Origin of the sequence: Rhodococcus sp. IEGM 1409 (assembly GCF_030056735.1) — a bacterium.
Classification (GTDB): domain Bacteria; phylum Actinomycetota; class Actinomycetes; order Mycobacteriales; family Mycobacteriaceae; genus Rhodococcus_F.
In genome coordinates this window covers 265123-277453 of record NZ_JASHKN010000001.1, presented here as the reverse complement: position 1 = coordinate 277453, position 12331 = coordinate 265123, and the positions used below count along the sequence as shown (strand labels likewise).

Here is a 12331-nt window from a genome sequence, read left to right as displayed (position 1 = left end):
GGCGCCGTACTCGTAGGAGTGATCCTGTGACCAGCTGGACTGAACTACCCTTGGCCGCCTTCGATCTCGAAACCACCGGGCCGAATCCGACGAAGGACCGCATCGTCACCGCGTGCCTTGCTCGCATCGACGGGAAGACTGTCAATTCCCAGAACTGGCTGGTTGATCCGGAGATCGAGATCCCGGAAGGTGCATCGAACGTGCACGGTGTTACCACCGATCGCGCTCGCGCGGATGGCGCGCCGTACGCGGATGGGTATAAGCAAATCCGTGACGAGCTCGAGCGAGTGTGGGCCGAGGGGCGCATCATCGCGGTGTACAACGGGAGCTTCGATTTCACGATCATCGACCGCGAGGGGCAGCGGCTTGGATACCCGAAGTTGGTGTATGGCCCGATATTTGATCCCTACGTTGTGGACAAAGCTGTGGACAAGTACCGGAAGGGGAAGCGCACGCTGTCGGTGACATGCGAGGTTTACGGTATCCGGCTCGACAACGCGCACTCCGCAGATGCTGATGCCCTCGCTGCAGCGCGATTGGCGTGGAAGCTCGGCAACCAGTACGACGGGCTCGCATCGTTCACCATCGACGAGATGATGGACAAGCAGGAGGCCTGGTATCGCGACCAGCAGGAAGGTCTCGCCCGCTACTTCGAACGGACGGGCAAAGACTTCTCCGACGTCAACACCGAATGGCCGATCCGAGGTGTGGCATGACCGCACCAACCGAGCCCGGCGTATACGACGGCATCACCGATGAGGTGTATCACGGTGACCGGGGCAGCCTTTCGTCGTCGGGCGCACGCCGGCTTCTCGACACCAGCCCCGCACGGTTCCGGCACGAACAGGACAACCCGCGAGCGCCGAAGAAGGAATTCGACTTCGGGCACGCCGCACACAGCCTGGTTCTCGGCGTCGGCTCGGAGCTCCGCGAGATCCCGTCGAAGATCCTCGCGTCGAACGGCGCCGCCAGCACCGCCGACGCGAAAGCGTTCATCGCGAAGGCCAGAGACGAGAACGCCGTCGCGCTCAAGTCGGACGACTACCGGCAGGTGCATGAGATGGCCGACAAGCTACTCGAGCACCCGATCGCCGGACCGCTGTTCAAAGGTGAAGGGCAGCCGGAACAGTCGCTGTACTACGACGACCCGGAAACCGGTATCCGTCTCCGTGCGCGGCCGGACTGGATGACCAGCCCCGGCGGACGACTCCTCATCGTCGACTACAAGTCCACCAAGGACGCGAACCCGGCGAAGTTCATCAAGTCCGTCGCAGAGTACGGCTACCACTGCCAGCACCCCTGGTACGTCGACGCGGTGAAAGCTCTGGACCTCGACGATGATCCGCCGTTCCTGTTCGTCGCGCAGGAGAAGACCGCACCGTACTGCGTGTCCGTCACACAATTGGACGAGGCCGCTGTCGAACTCGGGCGCCGCCGGAACCGGAAAGCGATCGACCTCTACGCCCAGTGCGTAGCCGACAACCACTGGCCGTCGTGGGACCACGACGTCTATCCGATCAGCCTGCCCCGGTGGGCATTCACTCAGGAGAAGAACGAAGATGACCAGTAACGAAATCGCCATCAGCGGGCAGCCGAGCAGTGTGGTGGCGTCGCCGACGTCGATCTCCATCAGCGGAGCGCTGCAGGAGCAGGTACAGCAGATGGGACACGCGTACACGCTCGCGCAGTCGATTTGCAAGACTTCGCTGGTCCCGCAGCACTTCCGCGGCAAGCCGCAGGACGGCGCGGTCGCGATCATGGCCGGCGCGAAGTGGGGACTCGACGCCATCTCGAGCCTGCAGAACATCTTCATCGTCCACGGCACCCCGTCAACATTCGCGAAAGTCATGAAGGCTGTGGTCATCGCGAACGGCCATCGGCTGTGGACAGTCGAGTCCGGTCCGACGAAAGTTGTGGTTCGCGGTCAGCGATTGGACTCCGAGGACATCGAGGAGTCGGTGTGGACTATCGAGCGGGCCAAGAAGGCTGGACTGTTCTCGAACAAGAAGTACGAGACCGAACCGGAGAACATGCTGTACGCCCGGGCGACTGCGGAGTGCGCGCGCAGGGTGGCTCCGGATTGCTTGCTTGGTATGCCGTACTCGCGTGAGGAGATGGAAGACGTCCGGCCGACGCGTGTCACCTCGCAGCGTGAGGATGGTCAGCGGATTTCTGACAGCCTCGGCATCACGACCGCGCCACCCGAACCGCAGCCTGAGGTCGCCGCTGAAGCGGAACCTGCGCCTGCACCGGTCGATGTCACCCACCTCGACGAGTTCAACGAAGGCCCCTCAAATCCGGTCGCGGAACCGGACATCGCGCAGGTAGAAGACGCCGTCGCGGAGGAGATGATCACCGCGGCGCAGCTGAAGAAGTTGCACGTCGTCCTCGGCAAGGAAGGCTTGACCGCCGATGCGGGCAAGCATGACTGGCTGTCGAGCAACCTGCACCGCGAGATCACTTCCACGAAGCAGCTCACCAAAGCGGAGGCAGGCGAGATCATCGATTACCTCGAGGGCGTCCAGAAACAGGATCCGCCAAAGTGACCGACGCCGATCCTCGGCCTGGTGTCGACGAGAACGACCTGCGACTCCTCGCAACCGCACTCGGCTTCAACTACGAATCCACCATCGCGCCGGTACGCCAACAGATCATCACCGTCGGCGACGTCCGAAGAGCGCTCCACAAATACCCCGGCCTCGCCGAGGCAGTGAAAACCACCGCAACACCCAACCAGGAGAAGGAAGCGCCATGAGCAAAGTCCACAACTTCAACGGAACCCCCGACGGGCAGTCGGATTCGATGGTCAAGTACAGCTTCTCGGGATCACCTACCTCGCTGTATGAGCACACACCGAAGGTCGGCGAGCAGCGCGTCATGAGCGTAACGGTCGAATGCACCCTGTCCGGCACTGATCAGGTGAAGGACGGCGACCGGGCCATCGCTCGATGGAAGGTCGTCGACGCCGGAATCGGAACCATGGCAAAGCGCGCCAACGCCGACGAGCCGACCCTCGATTTCGAGTCGGGGGAGAGCAGCGACTACGGCGACTACGGCACCGGCGAGGCCGAACCCGTCGCTGACGCTGCAGGTGACAGCGACGAAACTGCGGACGAGCCTGACGACAACGAGGCCGGCGCCGACGAGTCGGACAACGTCCACGACATCGGCGGACCGAAACTCTTCTCCGCCGAATAGCCGTCAGCAGAATATCGGTACAAACAGTTGACTGTGCGTACCGAGTAGCGTGACATCATCGAAGGCGGGTTCGGCCCAGATACGTCAGGAGCCGAACCCGCCTCAACAGCCACCGAAGGGACGGCCGTGGACACGACCACAACAACACTCGACCCTCGCGAAGCGGTCCTCTCCGAACTCGACCAGCTCCGCCAGCGGCAAGCCGCAGACCGCGCCGCACGACTCGCGACAATCCGACACGCACGAACCCTCGGACTCACCAACCAAGCCATCGGCGACGCTCTCGGCGTCACCGAAGTCGCAGTCCGAAACATGATCAAGAGGGCAGAGAGCGGCACATCTCGCACAGGTGACGAATAGTGCCCAAGGACAAGCGGACCTTCATCACAGTCGCCGTGGACATGCCCGATCATCCGAAGTTCGCGTCACTGTCGAAGGCCCAGAAATTCCTGATCATCGAAGCCTGGTGCCACTGCCGGAAGTACACCACCGACGGGTTCATCGACCTCGCCACCTGGCGGAAAATGGACACCAAACGGAACCGGGAAGCAGTCGAAGCGACAGGCATTCTCGTACCGATTTCGGACGGATTGCGGACGGATTGCGAACCGATTCCGGAAAAATTTCGCGAGCACGACTCCAAAACTTTTTCGGAATCCGGCGTTCTTTTTCTCGACTTTTTGGAGCATCAGCAGTCGCGAGCAGAGATCGAAACAGCCCGCGAAGCAAAGAAAGTCGCAGGTAGCAAGGGTGGGAAGGCTCGAGCAGCGAACCTCGCAGCGGACCCGGAACGTGCTAGCAGACGTCAAGCAGGTGCTAAAGCAAACGCCAAGCAGACGCTCAAGCAAAACGAAGCAGAGGAAGAGGAAGAAGAAGAGAAAGAACTTACTTACGTAAGTTCTTCTACTCACCTAGGTAACACGCGAGCGAAGCCGAGGACCGGTCGAGCAATCGCCGAACACCTCAACGGCAAAGCGCACTCACCCGACGCTCACACCATCGCCCGCGCCTACTCCGACTCCTGCCAAACACCCATCGCCGGAAACACACTCGCCAAGATCGCTCAAGCGATCGACAGCTGCCTCACATCCGGGATCGACCGCACCCAAATCGAAACCGGAATCCAGGACTGGGCCGCATCGCCGATGACCGCACCATCGACCATCCCCGACTTCGTCCACAAAGCCGCCAACCGGCCGGCCGCATCTGCAGCCACGAATGGCGTCGGGAAGACCACCGCCAAGGCCATGGGTTGGGCAAACCTCGGAAATCAACTCGCCCAACAACAAGCCGAAGCACTCAGCGCCACCACCACGAAAGGCATCACCGCATGACGATCATCGAAGCGACGCCACAACAGCTCGCCGACGCCGGCGCGATCATCGGTCGAAGCGCGCTCTTCGACAACCGCTTCGGTGAACCCGACATCGGCCGAGCCTCAGCCTGGGCAGAAGCGCTCGCACCGTACAACCTCGAAATCTCCGACGCACTGAACGCCGTCACCGCCCACTACCGAGCCGAACCCGAACGAATGATCATGCCCGCCGACGTCATCCGACTCGGCCGCGAAATCCGCATCGACCGCTCCCAGCGCGAACCCGCCGAAGACCGCGAACTACGCCAACTGCAACACGACCTGAAACACGGCCTAGCCCAAACCGATCCCCAGATCGGCCTACCGATCCGCGGCGTCGACGGACCGCCAGTCCCCGGAGCATACGAAGTGAACAACGCAGTCGACCGCGGATGCCCCACATGCGGGGCCGAACCCATGACCCCCTGCGCAAACCGCATCACCGGCAGCCCCCGCAAGATGCCCTGCCTCCGCCGCATGACCGGAAAGCGAGCCGGCCAATGAGCGCACCCGACACCCTATTCGGTACCGGAACCCTCGAAACGCTCCAACAAGCCGCCACCGTCGCACACAGCCCCAGCAACCACGGCCCAGTCGCAGGCATAGACCCATCGCTCCGCTGCTCCGGAGTCACAATCCTCGGAACACACCCCCAACCCCAAATCCACCTCATCGGACAAGACGGCTCCAACGACGACCCCCGCCACATCAAAGGCGCACGCATCCGCCACATCCGAACCCGCATCATGGACCTCATCCCACGCAACACCACCCTCGCCGTCATCGAAGGCAGATCCTTCGGCAACAACCTCCCCGGAACCGACGAACGATCACACCTCTGGTGGCTCATCTGCGACGCCCTCGACCACCTCAAAATCCCCATCGCAGTCTGCCCACCCACCACCCTCAAAAAATGGGCAACCGACCACGGCCACGCCAAAAAACCCGAAGTCATCACAGCCATCGAACACATGTGGCCAGGAATCCAACTCCCCGAAAACCCCAAAGCCAAACGCGACGAACGCAAAGCCGACTCCGCCGACAGCCTCGCCCTCGCCACCATCGGCCAACAGCACCTCCGAATGCCGATGCCCTACCTCGTCCTCGAACGCCACAAACTCGCACTCACCAAAATCGCGTGGCCCGACAACCGGTAGATACACTCAACAGTGCCCCACGTAACGGCACACCCAAAGGCGGCACACAAACCCACGGAGAGGGCACATGGCGAGCACCAAACCTGACGGCATCAGCGACCGCGAACGAGCCCTCGGAGCCATGAAAGATCGCCGCGACGGCAAGACCTGGGCCGAAGTTGCGGACGCCTGGGGCTACCAAGACAAGAGCACCGCCTGCCGCGCCGTGAGACGCGTCCTCGAGCGCGTCGAAGGCGAAACCGCCGACGACTACCGCGAAGTCATCGCAGCCCGCTACGAAGCGCTCTGGGCGAAGTCCTGGGAAGCGATCAACACAGCTGAAGCGAAAGGCCAGTTGGTCGGCAAATCACAACTCGTCGCATCCGCCCGCGGTGTGCTGGACAGCCTCGCGAAACTGCAGGGCTTGCAGGCATCGACGAAGTCCGAAGTCACCGTCGTCACGCGTACGGCGATCGACTCGGAGATCGAAGCATTGTTCGGGAAGGCCGGCATCAGTTCCGGCGACGAAACCACCAACCCACAGGAGAATTCATGACAGCACAGAAGTTCCGAAAGAAGCCCATCGAGATCGAAGCAGCGCAGTGGGACGGAACCATAGACGGCGCAACCCCGGTCCTCGACTGGATACGCGCCAACGATGGCACCGCGTATCTGCACCGGGAATGTGGCCAGGGTGATTCACACCTTCTGATCCGCACTCTCGAAGGCGACATGATCGCGCAGTCTCAAGACTGGATCATTCGAGGCGTCCAAGGTGAGTTCTACCCCTGCAAGCCCGACATCTTCGCAGCCACATACGAGGCTGTGTCAGGCGGTGCAGCATGAGGCATCCGAGCGTCGGCGTCATCGTCCACTACCAGTCGTACGGCACCCCGGGTGGTGAGTATCTGCCGGAGCCGCGCGCAGCGATCATCACCGCGGCGAGTGGACCGACGGACCCACTGTCAGCCGATGAGCCGCCCGAGAACTTCGCGGTTGGGCTGTGCGTCCTCAATCCGACGGGCCTCTTCTTCAAAGAGGAGATCCCGTTCGCCGCCAACCCCACTCCTGGGCACTGGAACTGGCCGCCAAATGTCGATGTTGACAGCGAGATTCAGGCGTTGGTGGAGCTGAGCGAGAGCAGGCCATGCCGCCGATGCGACGGATGCGGACGGGTGGCGAACTCTGAGGACGCCGAACCTTGGTCGGAGTGGGAAGCGCTACCGCCGGGTTCAGACCTCGCTGTGCAGATGGGTGTGGTTCGCCCGGTCACCTGCCTCGACTGCAACGGTTCGGGGACGGTGGACCTGTGATCGTCACCGTGTTCACGAAGCCCGGTTGCCCGCCGTGTGATGCGACGAAGTCGAAGCTCGACAAGCATGGCGTTGAGTACCAGGTTCGCGATGTCACCACCGACCCGGAAGCGAAAGCGCGGGTGCAGGAACTCGGCTACCTCGGCACGCCCGTCGTCGAGTGCGGTGACGTGCACTGGCAGGGGTTCAGCCCCGACAAATGCAAACAGTTGGCTGACCAGCTCACGAACCAGGAGGCGGCATGAGCGCCGAAGTGCTCGCCGAGATCGCCGCCGAACGTGAACGCCAGGACGCGAAGTGGGGCGAACAAAACCACCACGACGGCACCGGACCCGGATACAAGACCGCTGCAGACAGTGCGCGCGCTGAATGTGACCAAGCGGCCGCACTCGGTCTCGTCACCTACCGCCACATCCTCACCGAAGAAGTGCAAGAAGCGTTCGTGGAAACCGACCCCGCCAAGCTCCGTGCCGAACTCGTCCAAGTCGCAGCCGTCGCCGTCGCATGGATCCAGAAACTCGACCGAGAGAAGGCCCCCCGATGAACCCCATCGCGCTCGTTCGCAGCTGGCTTACCGGCCGGAAACCACAGCCGGACATGACCATCCGCTGCGGCATCCACACCGGCAGCGACCTCGCCGAGATCTTCCGCTTCAACATCGAAGACGACGACCTCGCAGCATTCACCATGCGAGCAGGAACCGTCCTGGGGCTGACCCTCGACCTGCCCGCACCCTCACCCCGCGCATTCCGCCTCATGCACTCCAGCCTCGACGAGACCACGACCGTATTCATCCGGGTCACACTCGCCGGCAGCGACGTCGAACAGTGGCTCCGCATGCAGTCATGGAACACCGCAGGGACCACGGTCACCGCCGACTTCACCCGCGAATACTCGTCCCGCAGATGGAATGAGCGCGACGGCTACTTCACGGAGATCCTCACCGAACCGTCCCCACCTGTCCCGTTCGATGAGCATCACCCGCACTACGAAGGCTCCGCGCAACAGCACGCCGCAGACCTCGCAATAGGTGCAGCAGGCGGCTGGTAATGGGTGACGTCGTTCCGTTCCGCACACCCCAACCCACACCCGCGAACACCACATGCCCATGCGGCAGCGCATGGTTCACCGCAACCGTGTGCCTGAACGGAACGACCATCACCGGCTACCAACAACCACTCCACTGCACACACTGCGGAAACGAACACGCCCCATAACCCGAACGTCCGCGGGACCTTCCCTGCCGCGGCCGAACGAAACACATAGCAACACAACAGGGAAAGGCCCACCATGCCCGTCACAATCCACGGCACACGCGACCTCGACATCAACGACCTCCACCCACACCCCCAAAACCCCAACCGCGGCGACGTCGAAGCACTCACCGCATCCCTCAACACCTTCGGCCAATACCGCGCCATCGTCGCCCTCACCGACGGCACCATCCTCGCCGGCCACCACCTCTGGCAAGCCGCCCGCGCCAACGGCCACAAAACCATCCGCGTCGAAGTCATCGACTGCGACGAACAAACCGCCCGCAAAATCCTCATCGCAGACAACCGCCTCGCCGACCTCGGCCCAGGCGTCGACCCCGAACTACTCCTCACCGTCCTCAACGACCTCGACATCCTCGACGGATCCGGCTACAACGCCGACGACCTCGCCCTCCTCGAACAAACCATCAACCCACCCCAACCCAACGCCGACCCCGACGACGCCCCACCAGTCCCCGACAAACCCAAAAGAACCGCAGCCGGCCAAACCTGGCACCTCGGCACACACCGCCTGTACGTCGGCTCAAGCACCGACACCGACGCCGTACGAACAATGCTCGCGGGCGACACCGCCGACTGCATCTGGACCGACCCGCCCTACGGCGTCGACTACATCGGCAAAACCAAAGACGCACTCACCATCTCCAACGACACCACCAACGGCCTCCCACAACTCCTCGCCGACGCATTCGCCACCGCAACGGCCGTCGCCCGACCCGGAGCACCCGTCTACGTCGCACACGCAGACACCGAACGCATCACCTTCGAAACCGCCCTCACCGCCGCAGGCATCACCATCCGCCAAAACCTCGTCTGGGTGAAAAACCAACTCGTCATGGGACGCAGCGACTACCACTGGCAACACGAACCGATCCTCTACGGCTTCACACCAACCGCACCCGGCGTCGGCCGCCTCGGCCGCGGCAGCAAACACTGGCACGGAAACAACAGCGCCAGCACCGTCTTCACCATCGACAAACCCACCGCCAACAGCGACCACCCCACTATGAAACCCGTCGACCTGATCGCCGCCCACCTCAACAACTCCTGCCCCGTCGGCGGCATCGTCCTCGACCTATTCGCCGGCAGCGGATCAACACTCGCCGCCGCCTTCATGACCGGACGCCGCGCCGCACTCGTCGAACTCGACCCCCGATACGCAGACGTCATCATCACACGATGGGAAGCACTATCCGGCGACACAGCCGAACAGGTGGCCTGACCATGCGCTCACGCCGAGTCAACGCCCAAACCGCCGAAAAACACGAACGCGCCCTGCAACTCCTCATCGGCGGCGCCACCAACCAACAGATCGCCGACCAACTCGGATACTCCAGCCGCGGAGCCGCACACAACGCCGTCACCCAAGCACTCAACGAACACTCCGCGCGCAGAGCCGAACTCGCCGACCAAGCCCTCACCATCGCCCTCGAACGACTCGACGCACTATGGCGCCCGCAGTACGTCAAAGCGATCCGCGGCGACGGCCACGCATCCGAAACATGCCTCCGAATACTCGACCGACAAATCAAACTCCTCGGACTCGGAGCACCCAGCCGCGCAGACATCTCCATCACCTCGCGCACCGAACTCGACGTCCAAGTGGAAACACTGCTCACCAAACTCGCTGACCGACAGCCCCACCCAGTGATCGAAGCCGACGAAGAACCCGACAAGGAGTAACCATGAGCACGTTCGATGGCGGAGCCTGGCGCGCGCTACCAGCGGCCGACAAGCAGTACCTACGCGACAAACTCGCTGAAGCCTGCGCACGCAAAGGCATCCCCATCAACGACACCACCAGCCCCGGCATCCTCGCCCTACGTCACGAGCCGGCCGTCACCGTGCAACGCCCACACCTCGAGCTCATCGACCGCGAGCTCACCAAACTGCTCTCCACGCCCAACGCGAAACTCATGATCTGGACCCCACCCCAGGTCGGGAAAAGCATGCGCGTGTCCCGCTGGTTCCCGTTCTGGTGGCTCAGCCACCGCCCCCGAGACCGCGTCATCCTCGCCTCCTACGCAGCCAGCCTCGCCAACACACACGGCGCCGCATGCCGCGACCTCGTCGAATCACACGGCCTCACCTACGGGCTACGCATGCGCGACGACGAAAACACCCGCGCCAACTGGTCACTCACCACCGGAGGCGGCATGCGATCCGTCGGCACCAAAGGCGGCCTCACCGGTCACCCCATGAACCTCGGCATCATCGACGACCCCTTCGCCGACCGCGCCGCCGCCGACAGTCCACTGATCCGCGAGCGCGTCTGGGAGTGGTACAGCTCCGCGTACACCACCCGAAAAGCGCCCGGCGCACGCGAAGTCATCGTCATGACCCGCTGGCACCCACTCGACCTGTGCGGCCGGCTACTCGAACGCGACGGACGCACCGAAGAAGGCGGCGAATGGACCGTCCTCCATCTACCCGCCCTCGCCGTCGCACCCGACCCAGCGAAAGGCATCTACGCCGACCCCCTCGGCCGCGAACCAGGTGACCCACTCACACATCCCGTCATCGACCTCGGCGACATCGACTCCCTCGCCGACCACTGGCGCCGGAAGAAGAAAGGATCCACCAGCCGAGACTGGAACGCCGTCTACCAAGGCAGTCCATTCGACTCCGAAGGCGCACTGCTCACCGAAGCGCATATCCGCGACGCGACCGCGGACCTCGCCCTCGTCACACCGCGCATCGCGGGCGTGGGCATCGATCCTTCCGGCGGCGGCCGTGACACCGCTGGAGTCGTCGGCGGCATCCTCGGTGGCGACGGCAAGTTCTACTGGACGCACAACCGCACCGCGCGTATGACATCCGACCGGTGGGCCCGCGAAGCGTGCTTGCTCGCCGACGAGATGGACGCCGACCGGTTCGTCATCGAAGTGAACTACGGCGGTGACCAGGCAACGACCCTGTTGAAGCAGGCGTGGGATGCGCTGCAACGTGAAGGGGCGATTGACAAGCGGAAGCTGTGCCCGCGCCTCGTGCCCGTGCATTCCCGGAAGTCGAAACTGCTCCGCGCCGAACCGATCGCGCAAGCCATCCTCACGCAGCGGGCGTGGTTCGGGCGTGACCCCGGCCTGTCCGACTTCAAATCAGAGTGGCAGTTGTGGGAGCCCGGATCGACGTGGTCGCCCGGCGCATTGGATGCCGGCGTTCACCTCGCGACCGACATGTTGCCGCCCATCAACTCGGGTTCCTCGGTGTCGTCGGCAGCGAAGCGTTCTCGTTCATCTGTCACGGGCACAAGCAGTTTGGCGGCAAGACGCACACGTTGATTTCGGAACCGGGGACACAGTGTCACTGTATCCGTGCAATACTCTGTGTCATGCCCCCAACACATCCATCACAGGCTGACGTCGCCGCCGCATACCGCACACTCATCGCCCACGAAACAGAGCGGAAAGAGCAAGACTTCTACCGCACCCGACTCCAACGGTTAGAGCAGGCAACAGAACCCGCCGAGGTGACAGGTCGAGACTTCCTCGAGGCCTTGCCCACTGTGCGTGAGTGCTTCAGCGACTATGTGCCGCCTGCCGCTGCCGAACCCGCCGAGAAGGAGACGAAAGCGCATTGCCTGTCCGAGATCGAGGGCTGGGTGTGCTCACTGACGACCGGTCACGACGGCGATCACACCGCATACGACCAGGACGGACCGGCCTACACCTGGCCCGCCGCCTCGCCGGTTGTCCCTGCCCGCACCGAAACGTCGGAGATCCGTGCGGCTGCCGATGCACTGAGTAGTGCCCTCGTGATTCTCGACCCGCTCGAAACCGGCCATTGGGAACACGCGTGGCGAACTCTGAACGACCTCGACGACTGCGCGAAACGCGAGAAAGCCTCTGCCACCGCCGAAGCCGGAGGCTGGGACACGTGGGATACGGTGCCCGAGAACGTCACTGTCGTGTCGAGCTTTCTCGACCACAGGTACCGCAAGGTAGATGGCGAAGTCTTCCGAGTTTTGGAGGACGGGAAACAGCACAAGGCTGCCGACTTCACCCCGACGGATATGCGCTCTTTCGCCCCGTTCGTTGCGGCCGAGGAGGGGTGAGC

Annotated in this window: 19 protein-coding genes; all 19 read left to right on the top strand. The window is 63.1% G+C overall.

The features are described from left to right. Positions 1 to 26 precede the first annotated feature (26 nt). The gene (locus tag QM716_RS01365) at positions 27 to 716 is read left to right on the top strand and encodes a 3'-5' exonuclease (RefSeq protein WP_283301805.1); all 690 of its coding nucleotides are present in this window, start codon (positions 27 to 29) and stop codon (positions 714 to 716) included. Continuing rightward, the gene (locus QM716_RS01360) at positions 713 to 1570 is read left to right on the top strand and encodes a PD-(D/E)XK nuclease-like domain-containing protein (RefSeq protein WP_283301804.1); all 858 of its coding nucleotides are present in this window, start codon (positions 713 to 715) and stop codon (positions 1568 to 1570) included. Before QM716_RS01365 ends, QM716_RS01360 begins: the two co-directional genes overlap by 4 nt. Then, entirely contained in the window at positions 1560 to 2546 is a 987-nt protein-coding gene (locus tag QM716_RS01355; protein ID WP_283301801.1) for a hypothetical protein, read from the top strand. The genes QM716_RS01360 and QM716_RS01355 overlap by 11 nt, the downstream gene beginning before the upstream one ends. Beyond that, positions 2543 to 2755: a hypothetical protein gene (locus tag QM716_RS01350; RefSeq protein WP_283301798.1), complete on the top strand. Its 213-nt coding sequence runs from the start codon at positions 2543 to 2545 to the stop codon at positions 2753 to 2755. Before QM716_RS01355 ends, QM716_RS01350 begins: the two co-directional genes overlap by 4 nt. After that, positions 2752 to 3198: a DUF7171 family protein gene (locus tag QM716_RS01345; protein ID WP_283301796.1), complete on the top strand. Its 447-nt coding sequence runs from the start codon at positions 2752 to 2754 to the stop codon at positions 3196 to 3198. The genes QM716_RS01350 and QM716_RS01345 overlap by 4 nt, the downstream gene beginning before the upstream one ends. A 126-nt stretch (positions 3199 to 3324) precedes the next feature. Next, positions 3325 to 3558 (top strand): helix-turn-helix domain-containing protein, encoded by a 234-nt coding sequence (locus QM716_RS01340; protein ID WP_158171420.1) that lies wholly within the window; start codon positions 3325 to 3327, stop codon positions 3556 to 3558. After that, positions 3558 to 4532 (top strand): con-10 family general stress protein, encoded by a 975-nt coding sequence (locus tag QM716_RS01335; RefSeq protein ID WP_283301793.1) that lies wholly within the window; start codon positions 3558 to 3560, stop codon positions 4530 to 4532. The genes QM716_RS01340 and QM716_RS01335 overlap by 1 nt, the downstream gene beginning before the upstream one ends. After that, positions 4529 to 5056, top strand: a complete 528-nt coding sequence (locus QM716_RS01330) for a hypothetical protein (protein ID WP_283301791.1) — start codon at positions 4529 to 4531, stop codon at positions 5054 to 5056. The genes QM716_RS01335 and QM716_RS01330 overlap by 4 nt, the downstream gene beginning before the upstream one ends. Then, positions 5053 to 5709, top strand: coding sequence for a hypothetical protein (locus tag QM716_RS01325; protein ID WP_283301789.1), 657 nt, complete (start codon positions 5053 to 5055; stop codon positions 5707 to 5709). The genes QM716_RS01330 and QM716_RS01325 overlap by 4 nt, the downstream gene beginning before the upstream one ends. 67 nt (positions 5710 to 5776) lie before the next feature. Continuing rightward, the gene (locus tag QM716_RS01320; protein ID WP_283301787.1) at positions 5777 to 6244 is read left to right on the top strand and encodes a hypothetical protein; all 468 of its coding nucleotides are present in this window, start codon (positions 5777 to 5779) and stop codon (positions 6242 to 6244) included. Next, positions 6241 to 6534: a hypothetical protein gene (locus QM716_RS01315; protein ID WP_283301784.1), complete on the top strand. Its 294-nt coding sequence runs from the start codon at positions 6241 to 6243 to the stop codon at positions 6532 to 6534. The genes QM716_RS01320 and QM716_RS01315 overlap by 4 nt, the downstream gene beginning before the upstream one ends. After that, positions 6531 to 7001 (top strand): hypothetical protein, encoded by a 471-nt coding sequence (locus QM716_RS01310; RefSeq protein WP_283301782.1) that lies wholly within the window; start codon positions 6531 to 6533, stop codon positions 6999 to 7001. Before QM716_RS01315 ends, QM716_RS01310 begins: the two co-directional genes overlap by 4 nt. Continuing rightward, the gene (locus tag QM716_RS01305) at positions 6998 to 7246 is read left to right on the top strand and encodes a glutaredoxin family protein (RefSeq protein WP_283301780.1); all 249 of its coding nucleotides are present in this window, start codon (positions 6998 to 7000) and stop codon (positions 7244 to 7246) included. The genes QM716_RS01310 and QM716_RS01305 overlap by 4 nt, the downstream gene beginning before the upstream one ends. Continuing rightward, on the top strand, positions 7243 to 7545 hold the full coding sequence (locus QM716_RS01300; protein WP_283301777.1) for a hypothetical protein: 303 nt from the start codon (positions 7243 to 7245) through the stop codon (positions 7543 to 7545). The genes QM716_RS01305 and QM716_RS01300 overlap by 4 nt, the downstream gene beginning before the upstream one ends. Further along, entirely contained in the window at positions 7542 to 8051 is a 510-nt protein-coding gene (locus QM716_RS01295; protein WP_283301775.1) for a hypothetical protein, read from the top strand. The genes QM716_RS01300 and QM716_RS01295 overlap by 4 nt, the downstream gene beginning before the upstream one ends. Before the next feature lie 240 nt (positions 8052 to 8291). After that, positions 8292 to 9497, top strand: a complete 1206-nt coding sequence (locus QM716_RS01290; RefSeq protein WP_283301773.1) for a DNA modification methylase — start codon at positions 8292 to 8294, stop codon at positions 9495 to 9497. Positions 9498 to 9499: 2 nt separating this feature from the next. Next, positions 9500 to 9958 (top strand): hypothetical protein, encoded by a 459-nt coding sequence (locus QM716_RS01285; RefSeq protein WP_054780932.1) that lies wholly within the window; start codon positions 9500 to 9502, stop codon positions 9956 to 9958. A 2-nt stretch (positions 9959 to 9960) separates the two neighbouring features. After that, positions 9961 to 11556, top strand: coding sequence for a terminase large subunit domain-containing protein (locus tag QM716_RS01280; RefSeq protein WP_283301770.1), 1596 nt, complete (start codon positions 9961 to 9963; stop codon positions 11554 to 11556). A gap of 50 nt (positions 11557 to 11606) precedes the next feature. Further along, complete coding sequence (locus tag QM716_RS01275) at positions 11607 to 12329, top strand: hypothetical protein (protein WP_283301768.1); 723 nt, start codon at positions 11607 to 11609, stop codon at positions 12327 to 12329. The last annotated feature ends 2 nt before the right edge of the window (positions 12330 to 12331 follow it).